Source organism: Nocardia sp. NPDC003963 (assembly GCF_053605105.1).
Map to the genome: position 1 here is coordinate 44,303 of NZ_JBSGIP010000022.1, position 18,113 is coordinate 62,415.

General features: G+C 68.1%; 17 protein-coding genes. 9 read left to right on the forward strand and 8 right to left on the reverse strand.

Annotated elements, in window-relative coordinates; all coding sequences use genetic code 11:
- Nucleotides 1-10 precede the first annotated feature (10 nt).
- The 5 genes from ACWEWT_RS26210 to ACWEWT_RS26230 are packed head-to-tail and all read right to left on the reverse strand — an operon-like array spanning nucleotide 11 to nucleotide 7,672.
- Nucleotides 11-1,171, reverse strand: a complete 1,161-nt coding sequence (locus ACWEWT_RS26210; protein WP_452562807.1) for an acyl-CoA dehydrogenase family protein — start codon at nucleotides 1,169-1,171, stop codon at nucleotides 11-13.
- 3 nt (nucleotides 1,172-1,174) lie between these two features.
- Nucleotides 1,175-3,205 carry an ATP-binding protein gene (locus tag ACWEWT_RS26215; RefSeq protein WP_452562809.1) on the reverse strand — a complete coding sequence of 677 codons (2,031 nt, stop codon included), beginning with the start codon at nucleotides 3,203-3,205 and terminating at the stop codon, nucleotides 1,175-1,177.
- Between the two features lie 8 nt (nucleotides 3,206-3,213).
- Nucleotides 3,214-4,812 carry an acyl-CoA carboxylase subunit beta gene (locus tag ACWEWT_RS26220; protein ID WP_452562810.1) on the reverse strand — a complete coding sequence of 533 codons (1,599 nt, stop codon included), beginning with the start codon at nucleotides 4,810-4,812 and terminating at the stop codon, nucleotides 3,214-3,216.
- A complete protein-coding gene (locus ACWEWT_RS26225; protein ID WP_452562812.1) occupies nucleotides 4,809-5,960 on the reverse strand; it encodes an acyl-CoA dehydrogenase family protein in 1,152 nt (383 codons plus the stop codon). Before ACWEWT_RS26225 ends, ACWEWT_RS26220 begins: the two co-directional genes overlap by 4 nt.
- Nucleotides 5,957-7,672, reverse strand: coding sequence for an acyclic terpene utilization AtuA family protein (locus ACWEWT_RS26230; RefSeq protein ID WP_452562814.1), 1,716 nt, complete (start codon nucleotides 7,670-7,672; stop codon nucleotides 5,957-5,959). Before ACWEWT_RS26230 ends, ACWEWT_RS26225 begins: the two co-directional genes overlap by 4 nt.
- 439 nt (nucleotides 7,673-8,111) lie before the next feature.
- Between ACWEWT_RS26230 and ACWEWT_RS26235 the strand changes: the two genes are divergently transcribed.
- Complete coding sequence (locus tag ACWEWT_RS26235) at nucleotides 8,112-8,702, forward strand: TnsA-like heteromeric transposase endonuclease subunit (protein ID WP_452562816.1); 591 nt, start codon at nucleotides 8,112-8,114, stop codon at nucleotides 8,700-8,702.
- A gap of 70 nt (nucleotides 8,703-8,772) precedes the next feature.
- Here the strand turns inward: ACWEWT_RS26235 and ACWEWT_RS26240 are convergent, their stop codons facing one another.
- Both ACWEWT_RS26240 and ACWEWT_RS26245 read right to left on the reverse strand, forming a co-directional pair.
- Nucleotides 8,773-9,393 carry a HEAT repeat domain-containing protein gene (locus ACWEWT_RS26240; protein ID WP_452562818.1) on the reverse strand — a complete coding sequence of 207 codons (621 nt, stop codon included), beginning with the start codon at nucleotides 9,391-9,393 and terminating at the stop codon, nucleotides 8,773-8,775.
- Between the two features lie 44 nt (nucleotides 9,394-9,437).
- The gene (locus ACWEWT_RS26245; RefSeq protein ID WP_452562820.1) at nucleotides 9,438-9,758 is read right to left on the reverse strand and encodes a hypothetical protein; all 321 of its coding nucleotides are present in this window, start codon (nucleotides 9,756-9,758) and stop codon (nucleotides 9,438-9,440) included.
- Nucleotides 9,759-10,368: 610 nt separating this feature from the next.
- On the opposite strand from ACWEWT_RS26245, the gene ACWEWT_RS26250 reads away from it, so the two are divergent.
- Both ACWEWT_RS26250 and ACWEWT_RS26255 read left to right on the forward strand, forming a co-directional pair.
- The gene (locus ACWEWT_RS26250; protein ID WP_452562822.1) at nucleotides 10,369-10,524 is read left to right on the forward strand and encodes a hypothetical protein; all 156 of its coding nucleotides are present in this window, start codon (nucleotides 10,369-10,371) and stop codon (nucleotides 10,522-10,524) included.
- 480 nt (nucleotides 10,525-11,004) lie between these two features.
- A complete protein-coding gene (locus ACWEWT_RS26255) occupies nucleotides 11,005-11,586 on the forward strand; it encodes a hypothetical protein (protein ID WP_452562823.1) in 582 nt (193 codons plus the stop codon).
- 241 nt (nucleotides 11,587-11,827) lie between these two features.
- On the opposite strand, the gene thiE is transcribed toward ACWEWT_RS26255, so the two are convergent.
- The gene (gene thiE / locus ACWEWT_RS26260; RefSeq protein WP_452562886.1) at nucleotides 11,828-12,526 is read right to left on the reverse strand and encodes a thiamine phosphate synthase; all 699 of its coding nucleotides are present in this window, start codon (nucleotides 12,524-12,526) and stop codon (nucleotides 11,828-11,830) included.
- Between the two features lie 213 nt (nucleotides 12,527-12,739).
- On the opposite strand from thiE, the gene thiO reads away from it, so the two are divergent.
- The 6 genes from thiO to ACWEWT_RS26290 all read left to right on the forward strand — a co-directional run bounded on the left by thiO (nucleotide 12,740) and on the right by ACWEWT_RS26290 (nucleotide 18,107).
- On the forward strand, nucleotides 12,740-13,834 hold the full coding sequence (thiO, locus tag ACWEWT_RS26265; protein WP_452562825.1) for a glycine oxidase ThiO: 1,095 nt from the start codon (nucleotides 12,740-12,742) through the stop codon (nucleotides 13,832-13,834).
- Nucleotides 13,831-14,079: a sulfur carrier protein ThiS gene (thiS, locus tag ACWEWT_RS26270; protein ID WP_452562826.1), complete on the forward strand. Its 249-nt coding sequence runs from the start codon at nucleotides 13,831-13,833 to the stop codon at nucleotides 14,077-14,079. The genes thiO and thiS overlap by 4 nt, the downstream gene beginning before the upstream one ends.
- Nucleotides 14,051-14,830, forward strand: coding sequence for a thiazole synthase (thiG, locus tag ACWEWT_RS26275; protein WP_452562828.1), 780 nt, complete (start codon nucleotides 14,051-14,053; stop codon nucleotides 14,828-14,830). The genes thiS and thiG overlap by 29 nt, the downstream gene beginning before the upstream one ends.
- Before the next feature lie 141 nt (nucleotides 14,831-14,971).
- Entirely contained in the window at nucleotides 14,972-15,997 is a 1,026-nt protein-coding gene (locus ACWEWT_RS26280; RefSeq protein WP_452562830.1) for an ABC transporter ATP-binding protein, read from the forward strand.
- Nucleotides 15,997-16,764: an ABC transporter permease gene (locus ACWEWT_RS26285; RefSeq protein WP_452562831.1), complete on the forward strand. Its 768-nt coding sequence runs from the start codon at nucleotides 15,997-15,999 to the stop codon at nucleotides 16,762-16,764. Before ACWEWT_RS26280 ends, ACWEWT_RS26285 begins: the two co-directional genes overlap by 1 nt.
- A gap of 575 nt (nucleotides 16,765-17,339) precedes the next feature.
- Entirely contained in the window at nucleotides 17,340-18,107 is a 768-nt protein-coding gene (locus tag ACWEWT_RS26290; RefSeq protein WP_452562888.1) for an adenylate/guanylate cyclase domain-containing protein, read from the forward strand.
- Nucleotides 18,108-18,113 lie beyond the last annotated feature (6 nt).

Sequence of the window (18,113 nt, forward strand, 5' to 3'; positions counted from 1 at the left end):
CGCGGGGTGCTCAGTAGGACTTCGGCAGACCCAGCGAATGCTGGGCGACGAAGTTGAGGATCATCTCCCGGCTCACCGGCGCCACCCGCGCGATGCGGGCCGCGCCGAGCATGGCGGCCAGACCGTATTCGGAGGTGAGGCCCGAACCACCGTGGGTCTGGATGGCCTGGTCGAGGGCTTTGATACTGGCCTCGGCGGCCGCGTATTTGGCCATGTTCGCGGCTTCTGCGGCGCCCATCTCGTCACCGGCGTCGTAGAGGGTGGCGGCCTTGAGCATCATCAGCCGGGCCAGTTCGAGTTCGATCTTCACCTGCGCCAGCGGATGCGCGATCCCCTGGTGCGCGCCGATCGGGGTCTTCCAGACGGTGCGCTCCTTGGCGTACTCGACGGCCCGGTCGATGGCGTAGCGTCCGACTCCGACCGCCATGGCGGCGCCCATGATCCGTTCCGGGTTCAGGCCCGCGAACAGTTGCATGAGGGCGGCGTCCTCGGTGCCGACCAGCGCGGTGGACGGCAACCGGACATCGTCGAGGAACAGCGTGAACTGGTGATCCGGTTCGATGATGTCCATTTCCTGCGGGGTCTTCTCGAACCCGGGCGCGTCGGTGGGGACGATGAACAGGGCGGGCTTGAGTTTGCCCGTCTTGTGGTCCTCGGTGCGGGCCACGATCAGCACCGCTTCGGCCTGATCGACACCGGAGATGAAGATCTTGCGGCCGGTGAGCAGCCAGTCGTCACCGTCACGGCGAGCGGTGGTGGTGATCTGGTGCGAATTGGAACCGGCGTCGGGTTCGGTGATACCGAAAACCATCTTGGCCGAACCGTCGGCGAGTTTGGGCAACCATTCGGCTTTCTGCCCGTCGGTGCCGTACTTGGTGATGATGGTGCCGCAGATGGCCGGGGAGACCACCATGAGCAGCAGGCCCGCGCCGTGGGCGGACAGTTCCTCCATCACCAGGGCCAGCTCGTACATTCCGGCGCCGCCGCCCCCGTACTCCTCCGGGAGGTTCACCCCGAGGAAGCCGAGCTTGCCCGCTTCGTTCCAGAGTTCGTCGAGGGGCTGATTGTTACGCGCTTTGGGCAGCACATAGTCGCGGTAGCTGTACTTGGCCGCCAGGGCGGCCACGGCGGCGCGCAGTTCCCGGCGTTCGTCGGTTTCGATGAAGCTCATTGCTCACTCCTGGTTTTCGGCGGCGGGATCCACCACGGCGAGAACGGCGCCGACCTCGACCTGCTGGCCGACCTCGACATTGACGGCACTGAGCACGCCGTCCGCCGGAGCGGCGACGGTGTGCTCCATCTTCATGGCCTCCAGCCACAGGATCGGCTGTCCGGCGGTGACGGTGCTGCCGACCTCCGCGCCCAGCCGGATCACGCTGCCCGGCATGGGGGCCAGCAGGGAACCGGTGGCGATCTGGTCGGCGGGATCGGTGAAACGCGGCAGCCGCCGCACAGTCACCGGCCCGAGGGCCGAATCCACACAGACGAGATCGTCGTAGCGGGCGACGGTGAACTGCCGCCGCACCGGGCCGTGTTCGCCCGGTACCGCCAGCACCACCTCACCGGGCGTGGCCGTGATCGACTCCAGTCCCGCGATATCCGCGACTTCGATACCGGTCCGGGTGAACCGGTAGTCGATCTCGTGGGTACCGCTGGTGCGGCTCTCGTAGGACTTGCGCTGGGGTTGCGCCGGCAGATTGCGCCAGCCGCTCGGCACACCGGCGACCACACCGGCCCGCGCGCGGTTGGCGGCCGCTTCGGCGAGCGCGGCCGCGACGATCGAGAGTTTCTCGTCGCCGGGGGTGACCAGCGGTGCGGCCAGCGTGTCCAGTCCGTGGGTGGCGAAGAAAGCGGTATCGGTATCGCCGGCCAGGAACGCGGGATGCCGCAACACCCGGACCAGCAGGTCGCGGTTGGTGACGAGACCGTGGATCCGGGCCCGCTGCAACGCCCCGGCCAGGAGCCTGGCGGCTTCGTCACGGGTGCGGCCGTAGGAGATGACCTTGGCCAGCATGGGGTCGTAGTGCACGCCGACCACAGTGCCGTCCACCACGCCGGAGTCCAGCCGGATACCGGGTCGCGCGGGGAGATCGAATTCCGCGATCACCGAAGGGATCTCGATCCGGTGCACGGTCCCGCTCTGCGGCTGCCACTCCTGTGCGGGGTCCTCGGCGTAGAGCCGGACCTCGATGGAATGCCCACGCATGGCCGGGGGTTCCGGGTCGAGCCGGGCACCCTGGGCGATTTCGAGCTGGAGTGCGACGAGATCGAGACCGGTGGTGCATTCGGTGACCGGATGTTCGACCTGCAGACGGGTGTTCATCTCCAGGAAGTAGAACTCTCCGGCCTCGTCGGCGAGGAATTCCACCGTCCCGGCCCCGGTGTATCCGATGGCGGCCGACGCCTGCCGGGCCGCGTCGAACAGTCGGTCCCGCATACCGGGTCCCGCGCCGGGCCCGCGACCGGAATCGATCCGTTCCACCAGCGGTGCCGGCGCTTCCTCGACAACCTTCTGGTGGCGGCGCTGGATCGAGCATTCCCGTTCGCCGACGGCCCAGATGGTGCCGTGGGTATCGGCCAGCACCTGGACCTCGATATGGCGTCCGGTCTCCAGATAGCGCTCGCAGAAGACGGTCGGATCACCGAACGCCGATTCGGCTTCCCGCCGGGCTCCGGCGAGCTGTCCGGGGAGTTCGGCGAGAGTGCGCACCACGCGCATCCCGCGCCCACCACCACCGGCGGAAGCCTTGATGAGCACCGGCAACTGCGCCTCGGTGACCTCGTCCGGGTCCAGTTCGGCCAGCACCGGTACTCCGGCGGCGTCCATCATCTTCTTGGCCGCGACCTTGGAACCCATCTCCGCGATGGCGGTGGGCGGCGGGCCGACCCACACCAGTCCGGCGGCTTCCACCGCATGCGCGAATTCCGCGTTCTCGGAGAGGAATCCGTAGCCGGGATGTACCGCGTCGGCCCCGGCCGCGTGCGCGGCGGCGATGATCAGATCGGCGCGCAGGTAGGTCTGCGCCGGGGTGCTGCCGGGGAGCCGGACCGCCGCGTCCGCCTCGCCCACATGCGGCGAGTCCGCGTCGGCGTCGGAGTACACGGCGACGGTGCCCAGGCCCATCCGGCGGCAGGAGGCGAAGATCCGGCGCGCGATCTCCCCACGATTGGCGACCAGGACACTGGTGATCTGCGAATTCGTCACGTCCGGCCTCACATTCGGAAGACGCCGAAGGATTCGGCGCCCTGGACAGGAGCAGTGTGGATGGCCGACAGGGCCATACCCAGCACTGTGCGGGTGTCGCGCGGGTCGATGACACCGTCGTCGTAGAGCCGCCCGGACATGAACATCGCCAGCGATTCCGCCTCGATCTGGGCTTCCACCATGGCACGCATCCCGGCGTCGGCTTCTTCGTCGAACGTCTGCCCGCGGGCCTCGGCGGAAGCGCGGCCGACTATCGAGATCACCCCGGCCAGCTGCGCCCCGCCCATCACCGCGGATTTGGCACTGGGCCAGGCGAAGACGAACCGGGGGTCGTAGGCCCGGCCGCACATACCGTAGTGACCGGCGCCGTACGAGGCGCCCATGAGTACGGAGATATGCGGGACCTTGGAATTGGAGACCGCGTTGATCATCTGGGCACCGTGTTTGATGATGCCCTTCTGCTCGTATTCCTTGCCGACCATGTAGCCGGTGGTGTTGTGCAGGAACAGCAGCGGAGTGTTGGTCTTGTTGGCGAGCTGGATGAACTGGGTGGCCTTCTGCGATTCCTCGGAGAACAGCACACCGCGCGCGTTGGCGAGGATACCGACCGGATACCCGTGCAGATCGGCCCAGCCGGTGACCAGGCTGGAACCGTAGCGCGGTTTGAACTCGTCGAAATCGGAGCCGTCGACGATCCGGGCGATCACCTCACGCGGGTCGAACGGGATCTTGAGATCGGGCGGGACGATGCCGAGCAGTTCATCCGGGTCGTACAGCGGTTCGAGCACGGACGCGCGCGGGGCGGGGCCCTGTTTCGTCCAGTTCAGCCGTGCGACGATGCGCCGGCCGATCCGGATGGCGTCCTGTTCGTCGAGCGCGTAGTAATCGGCCAGTCCCGAGACCCGGGCGTGCATATCCGCACCACCGAGGGATTCGTCGTCGGATTCCTCCCCGGTGGCCATCTTCACCAGCGGCGGGCCGCCCAGGAACACCTTGGAGCGTTCCTTGATCATCACCACGTGATCGGACATCCCGGGGATATAGGCGCCGCCCGCGGTCGAGTTACCGAAGACCAGGGCGATGGTGGGGATACCGGCGGCCGAGGCCTGGGTGAGATCGCGGAACATACGGCCGCCGGGGACGAAAACCTCTTTCTGCGTGGGCAGATCGGCGCCACCCGATTCCACCAGGGAGATCACCGGGAGCCGGTTCTCCCGGATGATGTCGTTGACCCGCAGTGTTTTCCGCAGTGTCCACGGGTTGGAGGTGCCGCCGCGCACCGTGGGATCGGGTGCGACGATCATGCATTCCACACCCTCGACCACGCCGATTCCGGCGACCGTGCTCGCGCCGACCTGGAATTCGCTGCCCCAGGCCGCCAGCGGGCACAGCTCGAGGAACGGGGAATCCTCGTCGATGAGCAGTTCGATACGTTCGCGGGCGGTCAGTTTGCCGCGTTTACGATGCCGGGCCAGTTTGTCCGGCCCGCCGCCCGCGATGACCTTCTCGAATTCCGCCTCGACCTCGGCGAGTTTGGCGGTCATGGCCTCGGCCGCCGCGGTGTAGTCACCGCTGCCGGTGTCGAGGGTGCTGCGCAGTGTCGTCAAGACTGGTACCCCAATCGTTTCGCGGCCAGGCCGGTGAGGATTTCGGTGGTGCCGCCGCCGATGCCCAGGATCCGCATATCGCGGTACTGGCGTTCGACCTCGGATTCCCGCATATAGCCGAGCCCGCCGAACAACTGCACCGCCTGGTTGGCGACCCATTCGCCCGATTCGACGGCGGTGTTCTTGGCGAAGCACACCTCGGCGATCAGATCGGTCTCCCCGGCCGCGGCCCGTGCGGCGATATCGCGGGTGTACACCCGGGCGATATCGATCCGGCGCGCCATCTCGGTGACGGTGTTCTGCACGGCCTGCCGGCCGATGAGCGGGCGGCCGAAGGTTTCCCGACTGCGCACCCAGTCCAGGGTGAGGTCCAGGCAGCGTTGCGCGCTCGAATACGCCTGTACGGCAAGGCCCACCCGCTCGCTGACGAAGGCCGACGCGATCTGCAGGAAGCCCGAGTTCTCCGGCCCCACCAGGTTCGACACCGGTACCCGGACATCGGAGTAGGACAGTTCGGCGGTATCGGAGGCGCGCCAGCCCATCTTGTCCAGTTTGCGGCCGACGGTGAAACCGGGTGTGCCCTTCTCGACCACCAGCAGTGAGACACCCGAGGCGCCCGGGCCACCGGTGCGGACGGCGGTGACCACGAAATCGGCGCGGCAGCCGGAGGTGATGTAGGTCTTGGCGCCGTTGACGATGTAATGGTCACCGTCGCGGCGGGCGGTGGTGGTCAGATGGCCGACATCGGAACCGCCGCCGGGCTCGGTGATGGCCAATGAGCCGATCTTCTCCCCGGCCAGAGTCGGTTTCACCCAGCGGTCGATCTGTTCGGCATCGCCCGCGCCGATGAGATGTGGAACCGCGATACCGCAGGTGAACAACGAGGCGAACAGACCGCCGGAGACACCCGCGTAGTGCAGTTCCTCGCAGACGATCGCGCCGTCGATACCGTCGCCCCCGGCGCCGCCCGCGGCCTCGGGGAACTGGATACCCAGCAGGCCCAGCGCACCGGCCTTCTTGTGCAGTTCGCGCGGGATCTCCCCGTCGCGTTCCCACTCGTCGAGGTGGGGCAGGATCTCGCGCTCGGCGAAAGCCCGCACGGTCGCGCGCAGTTCCCGGCGCTCCGGCGTATTCCAGACAGTGCTCACGGCAGCAGCTCCAACGGTATGTCGAGATAACGGGACCGCAGCCATTCGCCGAGGCCCTTCGCCTGCGGATCGAACCGGGCCTGATAGGCCACGCCTTCACCGAGCAGACCGGAGATCAGGAAGTTCAGGGCGCGCAGGTTCGGCAGTACATGCCGGGAGACCCCCAGCGTCGCGGTCTCGGGCAGCAGTTCACGTAGCCGGTCGACCGTGAGGGTGTGCACGAGCCAGCGCCATTGGTCATCGGTCCGCACCCAGACACCGATATTGGCGTCACCGCCCTTGTCGCCGCTGCGGGCCGGCGCGATCGTACCGAGCGGTACCCGCTTCGTGGCGGTGAACGGAAGCGGCTCGGGGAGTTCCGGTTCCGGAACGGCGGCCAGTTCCCGGGTTTCCGACGGCGCCCCGACGAGCACCTGACACCCCGCCGGCCGGTGCGCGGTATGCGAGACCTCGGCGGCGTCGACATATCCCGGGCGGTAGACACCGTAGGGCGCACCGTTACCGGGCGGGGCGGTGAAACTGCATCCCGGATAGCTGGCCAGCGCGAGTTCGACCGCGACGCTGGAGAAGGCGCGACCCACCTTGTTCGGATCGGGATCGCGCACCACACAGCGCAGCAGGGCGCTGGCCTGTTCCTCGGTTTCGGCGTCGGGACGGTCCAGGCGTGCGAGAGTCCAGTCCAGCTCGGCCGGTCGTTCGGGCAACCAGGACTCCAGTTGCCGCCGCGCCAGCGCGGCCTTCTCCTCGATATCGAGACCGGTGAGGATGAACTCCATCTCGTTGCGGAATCCGCCGAGGGTGTTCAGCGAGACCTTCAATGTGGGCGGCGGCGGTTCGCCCTCGACACCCCGGATCGACACCCGGTCCGGGCCGTCGGCGGCGAGTTCGACGGTATCGAGCCGGGCCGTGACATCGGGTCCGGCGTAGCGTGCGCCCTGGATCTCGTACATGAGCTGAGCGGCCACGGTGTCCACGGTGACCGCGCCGCCGGTGCCCGCGTGTTTGGTGATGACGCTGCTGCCGTCCGCCCGGATCTCGGCGAGCGGGAACCCGGGCCGGCCGAGATCGGGGAGTTCGGTGAAGAACGCGAAATTGCCACCGGTGGCCTGGGTACCGCATTCGATCACATGTCCGGCCACCACCGCACCGGCCAACCGGTCGTAATCGGTACGTTTCCAGCCGAAGTGGGCGGCGGCGGGGCCCACCACCACCGAGGCATCGGTCACCCGGCCGGTGACCACCACATCCGAGCCCGCTTCCAGGCATTCGGCGATACCCCAGGCCCCGAGATAGGCGTTCGCGGTGAGCGGCGAACCGAGGTCCAGTTCGGCGGCACGGCCGGTGAGATCGTCGCCGTCCACATATCCGACCCGGACCTCGAGGCCGAGCCGGGCCGCCAGTTCCCGCACCTTCTCCGCCAGCGCGGCCGGGTTCAGACCGCCGGCGTTGGTGACGATCTGGACGTTGCGTTCCAGAGCAAGCCCCAGGCAGTCCTCGAGCTGACGCAGGAAGGTCTTCGCATAGCCGAGTCCGGCATCCTTCATCCGGTCGCGGCCCAGGATCAGCATGGTCAGCTCGGCGAGATAGTCGCCGGTCAGCACATCGAGCTGTCCACCCTCGAGCATTTCGCGCATCGCGCCGAACCGGTCGCCGTAGAACCCGGAACAGTTACCGATCCGGATCAGGCCGGGATCGGCAGCCAGACCACCCATCAGCGGTTTCGCCTCCTACCGCGGCACCGGGCGGGGCGCCGATATGCGCCCGTAGCTGTCCGCGTACCGCCTCAGCATCACAGGAGACAGGTAAAAAATCAAGCACGCGTGCTTGTTAATTTGCGGAGGCCGAACCCGGCCCGGTCCGGCGCGAAGTGTCGGTTCCCGTCGGAAGTGGCGGATTCCCGGTGTATGTGGCGGCGTGGTGGCGGAGGTTCGCTGTATGTGGCGGGGATGATGTCGCGGTGCCGGGAGAGATCGCGCAGTTGAGCTGTGCCGATGATGAGTTCGAGGCAGTGTTTGTGACCAGGGCCGGGGTGGAGCGCCGGGTGCCGTGGGAGTGCTTGCCGGAGATGGTCGAGGAGTTGGAGCGGCCGGTGCGGTCGTTTCCGTCGTATCGGGGACAGCGGAACTATCCAGGTCTTGCACGCTGGACCGTTTGATCAGGTTCGAATCGTGGGTGGAGCGCGATCACCTGGTTGCGCTGGACTTCGATGCGTCGGTGGTCGATATCGTCTCGCAGCCGTTCTGGCTGCTGTGGACGCCGCAGTGGGGTAAACCACGCCGTCATGCCCCGGATTTCCTGGTGCGTTCGGCCGACGGGACGATGGTGGTGCTGGACTCACGGCCGCTGCACCTGGCCCGGGAACGTGACCGGGTAGCGTTCACCGTCACCGGCCGGGCCTGTGCCGGAGTGGGCTGGGGATATGCGGTGTGGGATCGGATGGACACCACGATCGTGGCCAATCAGCGTTGGCTGGCCGGGTATCGGCATCCCCGCTGTTTGGATGAGGTGGTTGCATCGCGGCTGTTCGATGTGTTCGCCACGCCGAGGCCGTTGATGGATGGTGCGGAGTTGGCCGGTGATCCGCTGGGCACGTTGCCGGTTCTGTATCACCTGCTGTGGAAGCAGTTGCTGGTGGCGGATCTGGCGGCGGTGTTGTCGCATCGCACAGTCGTACGGACGGCGGCGGAGGTGGCGCATGTGGCGCAACTGGCGCAGGATCTGGTTGCAGGTGGCTGCCGGTGAACGGCCAGGGTGTGGTGCGGGTCGGTGACCGGGTGGTTTTCGATGGCACTCCCGAATCGTGTGCCGCCTTTCAGCCAGTGGAGCCGGCACGGTCGCGCAGGTTGTCCACGGCAGTCCGCGCGGCCTGGCGAACATCCTCGTGAGGGTCTTCCAGCAGCGGCTCGATCGCGGGGATCGCGTCCGTCGAGTCGAGGTCGTCGAGCGCATCGACGGCGGTCTCACGCACGACGTAGTCGCTGTCGCGAAGGCCCTGCACCAGCGCCGGATACGCCAACTCCGGCTCGGCCCGAGCCAGATAGTCCAGCACGCTGGCCCGCACGAACGGCGACGGATGATCCCCCAGGCCGCGGATGCGTTCTCCCAGTTCTGTGACACCGAGTGAGCCGAGAAGCCTGATCGCGTCCCCAGCTATGACCGGTTCGGAATCACCTGCCAGCAGCTTGACCTTCTCGACGAACGCCGGTTCACTGCCCTGGTGCATTGCCAAGACGGTGAGCGCTGCGCGTAGCTGCGGCACTCGACGACCGGCCAGCTCCTGGGTGAGCACCTCGACGCCCGGTTCACCCTGTTCGTACAGCTCTCGGGCGACTGCCTCGTAGTAGTCGTCGTACTCGTCACCGACCGACCACCGGGCAGCGAGCTCGGTCGTCGACAGACCCACGAGGCTTTCGCGCATCTCTTCGGCCGTCAACTCCTCCGACCATGGACTTTCACCCTCCGGCCCTTTCTCTGTGGTCACTTGATCCCACACTCCTTCTTGATGTCGTTGAGCGTCTTACCTTTGAACTCGCCCGGGAACTCCGACTGGATCTTTCCCGGGAGGTCGTTTGAGGTGATGGTGCCGTTGTTGATCTTTGCCTGCAGCTCGCTCTTCCGCTTCGGCGACAGTTTGATCTTGTACTTTTCGGCCAAGCGCACAACCTGGGTCAGGAGCTTGACAGCCTTGTCGCACGTCGCCTTCGACGGAGCAGCGAGCACCTGCGTGTCGACCGCCGTATAGCCCGGCGCCGCCACGGCGACAGCACTCGACCCCACCGATACCCCCATCAGCGCCATTCCGACCACGACAGCTGCGCTAACCAGTCCCTTACCGAACATTCGCTTCCCCCGTTCTATAGCTCCGGACGAGCATCGATACTCGATGCAGCCCTTCGGGCCATATCCCCTCCGGATTCGGCCCAGGCTCGAAAGGACCGGAGCTCTTCCCTTCACCAATATTCGATGCACCAGCCACGGATTCGGTTCCCCCCAAACATGATCCAGCAATTGTGATGCTCGTCATATTTCGGGTGCCATCGGTGCCTGGCAGCGTTTCCGACACAGCGACCCGGCAACGAAGGTTTGACACCAGGCGAGATCGCGGCAGTGACGTGCCCCCACCCGAGTCCCTATCGACCTGTTCACCGAGCACCGCAGCGAGCGACTTGCAGAAGCCAAAACTGGGCGCAGGGCTGCCCGTCCGAAGTGACGGAAAATGGCCCCAGGCCGCCGGTCGGTGCACCGTGGACGGACGGAATCGGAGCGAACCAGCCGGGAATCCGCCACTTTGGATGGGAAGGAATTGATGCACGCATAGCTGACGCAAGTGGCGCACCGCAGCTCAGGCCGGGCGCGCACCGCCAGATGCCCTGAGAACTGACACGAAGACCAGGCACAATAGGGTTCTGTGTCCACCGATATAGCCGTAGTTCTGCTGTTCACCCTCGCCGGATTCCTCATCGGCGGCGCCTACACCACCTGGAAGACCACCCGGCCGCTGTCGATCAGCCTGGGAGTCTGCGCCGCGCTCGCGGCGGTGGGCGCGGTGTTCTGGTTGCTCTGAGGAGGCCGGGGCCGACCGCCGGTGCCGAGGCCGAGTACTCGAACCGCGGGGGCCGGGGCAGGCCCTGCTCGAACAGGACACTTGACCAGGTTTCCCATGCCTTCCCGGGGGCAACACTCAGGGCACGGCGCGCTGCGCGACAGGCCGGAAGTCACGGTGGAGCAGAGTTCGGACCATCCGTCCGGACTCCACCCGATACCTCCCCTGGCACCGCCGGAACACGCGTCGGCCCTGCCCCTCTGCGCCGGGCACGGCCGGCGCGCCTTCCGCTCGGCCGGTGCGCCGGCCGTCGTTCCCGACCCGCCTCCCGCCACCCCGGGCACGAGACCGGCGCGCCACCGTTCCGAGGGCGCGGCCCCCGCACGGGAACTCCTTCGGACGAATATCAGAGCCGGGCCATTCGTTCCGCGGCGCGGAACGCCTCGGCGCGAGTCCTGGTGGAGGTATTGCCGATGGCGGCGGACAGATGGTTGCGCCCCGTTGGACATCACTGCACCGCTACCTCACACCGGGCTGAACAGCAGGACAGACACCGCCTCCACCTGCATAAACCGCTCGACTGCGGCTGGTGACCCGTATGCCCGCCTCGAGAAAGAAGTGAGTCGCGCTGCCCTGGGACAATTCATCAGCGACATCTCACGTCGAGCTGTCGTGCGGTCGACGCTGGATGGAACCATGGAAAAATCGCCGCGCGACGTGGTAAAACGCATCGCGGAAGATACGGTGAACACCGCCCACCGTGCAGCGGGCAAACTCGCTGGAAACACTGAGGAAGCCGGCAACCGCGCCCGTGGCGCCGCGGCCGAGTTCATCGGGACCAGCGACGGAGCCGTCGTCAAGGTGCGAGACGCGGTCGGGCAAGAGATCCTCGACAAGCCCACGTTCTCCGGAAGCCCGCTGGCCGGCCCGAGATACTACCTCCGGAAAATAGTCGGCGAGGACCTCGACCGCGTCATCCACGACATGAGGCGTGATGGAGTCGACCTGAGGGACGCCGCCGCAATGGACCGCTGGCTGGCGGAGAAAGACTCTGCGCCATCGCCGGATACGAACACGCCCTGATGTCCGAGCGCACCCCCCGACGGGCTGGCCGCAGCCCGGTCCCGCGGACGTACCGGCGGCCAGGAAACCAACTACCGCCACCTCGGAAAATCGCACGGGTAGACCCGGCTGTACGGTCCCCTCACTCGAACTCGCCGGCCATTTCGCTGACGGAGTTCGACCCCGCGCTGCTGTTCGCCGACGAACTGGGCACTCTCCTCCCCGCGGAACGAACCGGTGCGCCGGAACAGCCGCTCCCGCGTCAGCGGGCTTCCAGCAGCACGGTTTTCAACGCGCGTGCCGCGGCCTCCGGGTCGTCGGCGGCGGTGATCGCACGCACCACCACCACGCGTTCGGCACCCGCCGCCAGCACCTCGGGCAGCGTCGCGGCGTCGATACCGCCGATGGCGAACCACGGCCGGGTCGGTTCCGCTTCCGCGGTCTCGCGCACCAGATCCAGGCCCGCGGGCGTACGTCCGGGCTTGGTGGGGGTGGCCCATACCGGGCCGGTGCAGAAATAGTCGAGGTTCTCGTCGCCCGCGGCCAGACGCGCCTGCTCCCGGTCGTGGGTGGACCGCCCGATCACCACATCCGGGCCGAGGATCTTGCGGGCGTACCAGGGCGGCAGGTCCTGCTGGCCCAGATGCAGCACATCGGCGCCCGCCGCCAGCGCGATATCGGCGCGGTCGTTCACCGCGAGCAGCGCCCGGTGCCGGCGGGCCGCCGCCTTCAGTTCGGCGAGGGCCGCGAGTTCGCCCTCGGCCTCGAGCGGACCGTACTGCCGTTCGCCGGGCGAACCCTTGTCCCGGAGCTGGACGATATCTACACCACCGGCCAGCGCGGCTTCCGCGAACTCGGCCAGATCCCCCTTTTCCCGGCGGGCATCGGTGCACAGGTACAGCCGGGCGGTCGTGAGACGGTCACGCGGGGGCAGTGGTCGGCGCGGGGAGGACGGTTGCACAACTGCCACGGTAACCGCGCTAACGTGGAGAAGTTGCAGGAGGTGGAACGTAGTGCGAACATCCGCGCGCACGGCGCGGGCGGCGAACCGGACGCGACCGGTACGTGGTAGCCGGGCGCCGCTCTCGCGAGGTCGCCGGGCACCGCTCCATCGATCCGGCGGTATCGCCGGTGCATCGCGTCGCCGGCCCGGCGTCCCGAGGAGGTGGCACAGGTGAGCGCACCGGCCACCGGCTCGACCCTGGCGATCGTCGGCGGTGGAGTGGTCGGGCTGGCCGTGGCCTGGCGGGCCGCCGAAGCGGGCTGGACGGTCACTCTGTTCGATCCGGCCGTGGGCACCGGCGCCTCGTGGGTGGCCGGGGGCATGCTCGCACCGCTGTCGGAGGGCTGGCCGGGTGAGGACGAGGTGCTGGAGTTCGGCGCCGCGGCGCTGGCCGCCTGGCCCGGTTTCGCGGCCCGGCTCGCGGCTGTCACCGGCGTGGACGTCTTCGTCGCCACCGAGACCCTGACGGTGGCGCAGGACGCCGCCGACGCCGCCGATCTGCGCACAGTCGCCGAATGGGTCGGTGCGCGCGGACACGAGCTGCGGGTACTGGACCGGGCCGGAGTCCGCGCGCTGGAACCGGCACTGGCCCGGACGGTCCGGGCCGGTCTGCTCGCCCCCACCGAACCGGCCGTCGACAATCGCCGGCTGGTCACCGCGCTGCGCAAAGCGGTGACCGAGGCCGGGGTGACCGTACGCCCGGACCGGATCGCGGACCTCGCCGAACTCGGGCACCGGCAGGTGGTGCTGGCCGCGGGCGCGGCCTCGGCCCAACTGTGGCCCGGCCTGCCGGTCCGGCCGGTGAAGGGTGAGATCCTGCGGCTGCGGCACCGGCCCGGCGCGCAACCCCCACCCACCCGGGTCGTTCGCGCCCGGGTCCACGGCCGGCCCGTGTACTTCGTGCCCCGCGCCGACGGGGTGGTGCTCGGCGCCACCCAGTACGAGGCGGGTTTCGATACCGCGGTCACCGTCGCCGGGGTCCGCGATCTGATCGGCGACGCCGAAACCGTCTTCCCCGGTATCGGAGAATACGAACTGGCCGCGGCCGAGGCGGGGTCGCGACCCGGCTCCCCCGATAATCTTCCGCTCGTCGGCCGACTGTCCGACCGCGTGATCGCGGCCACCGGACACGGCCGCAACGGCATGCTGACCTGCGCGCTCACCGCCGACGCGGTACTGGCCGAACTCCGCGGGCAACCGCTGGCGGCAGCCGCGCCCGCCGATCCGCGCCGGTTCACGGCAACATCTCCAGGAGGTAGTCGATGACACAGTCGTCCACACAGGGGTCACCGGCGCACGGGTCGTCCGTGCCGATCGGTGTCACGGTGAACGGGATCGATCACGAGTTCACCGAACCGCTCACGGTGCGCGAACTGCTGGAACGCCTCGAACTGCCGTGCCAGGGTGTCGCGCTGGCGGTCGACGGTGCCGTATTCCCCAAATCGCGCTGGGACGAGCCGGTGGGTCGCGGCTGGGAGATCGATGTGCTCACGGCGGTCCAGGGTGGCTGACGAAGCGCTGCGCATCGCCGACCGCGTATTCGGTTCCCGGCTGATCATGGGCACCGGCGGTGCGGAGAACCTGACCGTTCTGGAGGAGGCCCTACTGGCCTCCGGTACGGAACTGACCACCGTCGCCATGCGGCGCGTCGACGCCGCGGGCGGTACCGGCGTGCTCGACCTGCTGAAACGGCTCGACATCACGCCGCTGCCCAATACCGCGGGCTGCCGGACCGCCGCCGAGGCGGTTCTCACCGCCCGGCTGGCGGCCGAGGCGCTGGACACCACCTGGGTCAAACTCGAGGTGATCGCCGACGACCGGACGCTGCTACCCGATCCGATCGAACTGATCGATGCCGCCGAACAGCTGGTGGACGCCGGTTTCACCGTGCTCCCCTACACCAACGACGATCCGGCGCTGGCCCGGCGGCTGGAGGACGTGGGCTGTGCGGCGGTGATGCCACTGGGCGCCCCGATCGGCACCGGTCTGGGTATCGGCAATCCGCACAATATCGAGATGATCGTGAGCCGCGCCCAGGTGCCGGTGATCCTGGACGCCGGAATCGGAACTGCCAGCGACGCGGCACTCGCCATGGAACTCGGCTGCTCGGCGGTGCTGCTGGCGACCGCGGTGACCCGCGCCCGGCATCCGGCGCTGATGGCCGCGGCCATGGCCGACGCGGTGCGGGCCGGCTACCGGGCCCGCGAGGCGGGCCGCATTCCGAAACGGTTCTGGGCCCAGGCGTCCTCACCCGGGCGATAGACTCACCCAGGCGGTAGATCCCCCGAGGCCGGGCCATCCGTGAGTGGGTGGCAGGCCGGGGGCGGATCATCCTCCAGGATGAGTGCCGATGGCGACCATCGGGCGACGCGAACGCGCCGCGCATAGGGCATGCTGGTCGTCATGATCGAAGTCCGGGGCTTGACCAAGCATTACGGGCAGACCGTCGCGGTCCAGGACCTGACCTTCAGTGTGAAACCCGGTCAGGTCACCGGCTTTCTCGGACCCAACGGCGCCGGTAAATCCACCACTATGCGCATGATCCTCGGCCTGGATCGCCCCACCGCGGGCAGCGCGCTCGTCAACGGCAGACCGTACGGTCAGCTGAAACATCCGTTACGCGAGGTCGGCGCGCTGCTGGACGCGAAATGGGTGCATCCCAACCGTTCGGCACGCGCCCATCTGGAATGGATGGCAGCCTCCAACGGGCTGCCGAAATCCCGGGTCGAAGAGGTATTGCGGCTGGTGGGCCTGTCCGAGGTCGCCGGTAAATCGGCCGGCGGGTTCTCCCTCGGCATGTCGCAGCGACTCGGCCTGGCCGGTGCGCTGCTGGGCGATCCGAAGGTGCTGCTGTTCGACGAGCCGGTCAACGGCCTGGATCCGGAGGGCATCCTCTGGATCCGGCGGTTCATGCAGCGGCTGGCCGCCGAGGGCCGGACCGTCCTGGTGTCGAGCCATCTGCTGTCGGAGATGGCACAGACCGCCGACCACCTGGTGGTCATCGGTCGCGGCCGGCTCATCTCCGATTCCACGACCTCGGAGTTCATCGAACGCGCTTCGGAGTCCTCGGTCCGGGTGCGCAGCCCGCAACTCGACGAGTTGCGCAGCCTGCTCACCTCCAACGGGATGACCGTGAAACAGAACGAGGGCAGCGCCGACGGCGCGGCCCTGGTGGTGAACGGGGTCACCAGCGACGCGGTCGGCGCGCTGGCGGGCGAACACCACATCACCCTCTTCGAACTCGCCCCGCAGCGTGGCTCGCTGGAAGAAGCATTCATGCGGATGACCGGCGGGGATGTCCAGTATCACGGTGAGGTGGGCCCGCAGGGCGATGTCGCGGCGGCCCCGCCGGGAGCTGTCGCGGCGGGGCCGCAAGGTGTTGTCGCGCCCGAGCCGGTCGAAACCAAAGTTCTCGGAGGTACCAAGTAATGGGTGTGATCGCCGCGGAACGCATCAAACTCACCTCGACCCGTTCGCCGTGGTGGTGCTCGCTGATCGTGGTGGCCCTCGCCGTCGGTTTCGCCGCGCTGTTCGGGCTGATCGGCCGGATCGCCGCCGACGACCCGCAGGCCTCCGGTGCGCCCGCCCTGACCGTCGATACGGCTTTCCTCGGGATCAGCGGGTTCGGGGTCATGGTGCTGGCCATCATGGCGACCCTGACCGTGACCAGCGAATACCGGTTCGGCATCATTCGCACCACCTTCCAGGCGGTGCCCAACCGCCTGCTGGTGATCGGGACCAAAGCGGGCCTGGTCGGCGTGTACGCGGCCGCGCTGACCACTGTGCTGGCCTTCGCCGCGTACGCGGTGGCCAAGGCGGTCGCCGGCGATGCCGGTTCGACGCTGGTCCTGGAGGACAACTGGCGTGCCCTGTACGCGATACCGATCCTGGCCTTCCTCAATGTGGTACTCGCCATCGGTATCGGGGTACTGGTCCGGCAATCGGCCGCGGCGATCTCGCTGATCGTGCTCTGGCAGCTGATCGTCGAACCACTGGTCGGGGCGCTGGGTAAAGTAGGTCGTGAGATCAGCGCGTTCCTGCCGTTCCAGAACGCGAGCCGTTTCGCGATGGCGGATGAATCGATGGCGTCGGGCAACTGGCACTGGGGTACCTGGGGCAGCCTCATCTACTTCATCGCCTTCGTCGCGATCGTCACCGGCATCGCACTACTGGTTGTCGACCGGCGCGACGCCTGACCGCGAGCCACCCGAGCCGCTTCCCTCGCCGCTCGGGTAGTGGGTAGCGCGAACTCGTCGGGAGGATCGCGCGCCCCGCACGCCGGCGACCACTGCCCGGTCGTCGGAGTGCACTTACCACCGGCCCGGTGCGGCAACGCACCGGGCCGGTGGTCGTGATCACACAGTGTGGTTGTTCACCCTGCTCAGCAAGGCGATGGGCACCGCTCTACGAGAGCTGCCAGATAACTGTAACCATGCGTTCACCAGGAGCGGGCCGGTCGCCACTACCATCGGGATCGGGCACCACACGTTTTCCATCGGCGGACCCAACGGCGTGCCGCACTCCTCCGATAGAGAGGCGACAGGTGACGATTCTCAGCGTTCCCCCCACGTCCGATCCCCTGCGATACCCTCGGGACGTGAACGAAAAGCCCTCCGGCCGTGCCGTACCGGAGCCGGAGGTCGACAGCGCCGCCGCGCCGGGCGCCGATCACGTGACCGCCGACGAGATAAGGATCGGACTGACCCCCGTACCCGGCAACGGCGAGACCGTCGGCTCCGGCCGCCCACGCGTCCACCCGCTGTCCGCCCTGATGAACGCGGCGAACCAGCGGCCCGATGTGATCGAGGTACTGCGCCGGGCCCGCCACCAGCTCCCCGGAGACCCCGCGTTCGGCGACCCGCTCTCGGTCACCGGCCCCGGTGGCGCACGCGCCGTCGCGCGGGCCGCGGACCGCCTGGTCGGTGACAACCCGAGCGCCGCCCGGGAGATCGGTTTCGGCGCGCTCCAGGTCTGGCAGGCGATGCTCGAACGCCTCGGCCGCGGCAAGGGCACCGAGGAGATGACCGTGATGTTCACGGATCTGGTCTCGTTCTCCTCCTGGTCGCTCACCGCGGGCGATGAGGCGACCCTGGACCTGCTCCGTACGGTGGCCAAGGCCATCGAACCGCCGATCGCCGAACGCGGCGGGCAGGTGGTGAAACGGATGGGCGACGGCGTGATGGCCGTGTTCCCGTCCGCCGATCGGGCCGTCCAGGCCGCGATCGCGGCGAAACGCAACCTCGCCGAGATCACCACCGGCGGCTACCGGCCCCGGATGCGGGTCGGTCTGCACACCGGTTCGCCCCGGGAGATCGGTGGCGACTGGCTGGGTGTGGACGTCACCATCGCCGCCCGGGTGATGGAGGCGGGTGGCAACGGCAAGCTGATGATCTCCGAGACCACACTGGCCGCGCTGGGGCCGGACACCCTCGACGAACTCGGGTACACGGCACGGCCCTACCGCCGCAGCTTCTTCGCCGCCCCGCTCAGCGGTGTCCCGGAGGATCTGCGGATCTACCGGGTCAGTTCGGCCTCGTGACCGCCG

What these genes read in the sequence shown, in the direction of transcription:
- ACWEWT_RS26290 (WP_452562888.1), top strand. Translation starts at nt 17,340, where the DNA reads ATGAACGCGGCGAACCAGCGGCCCGATGTGATCGAGGTACTGCGCCGG.
- ACWEWT_RS26210 (WP_452562807.1), bottom strand. Translation starts at nt 1,171, where the DNA reads ATGAGCTTCATCGAAACCGACGAACGCCGGGAACTGCGCGCCGCCGTG.
- thiS (WP_452562826.1), top strand. Translation starts at nt 13,831, where the DNA reads ATGACACAGTCGTCCACACAGGGGTCACCGGCGCACGGGTCGTCCGTG.
- ACWEWT_RS26230 (WP_452562814.1), bottom strand. Translation starts at nt 7,672, where the DNA reads ATGGGTGGTCTGGCTGCCGATCCCGGCCTGATCCGGATCGGTAACTGT.
- thiG (WP_452562828.1), top strand. Translation starts at nt 14,051, where the DNA reads ATGTGCTCACGGCGGTCCAGGGTGGCTGACGAAGCGCTGCGCATCGCC.
- ACWEWT_RS26280 (WP_452562830.1), top strand. Translation starts at nt 14,972, where the DNA reads ATGATCGAAGTCCGGGGCTTGACCAAGCATTACGGGCAGACCGTCGCG.
- ACWEWT_RS26245 (WP_452562820.1), bottom strand. Translation starts at nt 9,758, where the DNA reads ATGGCGCTGATGGGGGTATCGGTGGGGTCGAGTGCTGTCGCCGTGGCG.
- ACWEWT_RS26285 (WP_452562831.1), top strand. Translation starts at nt 15,997, where the DNA reads ATGGGTGTGATCGCCGCGGAACGCATCAAACTCACCTCGACCCGTTCG.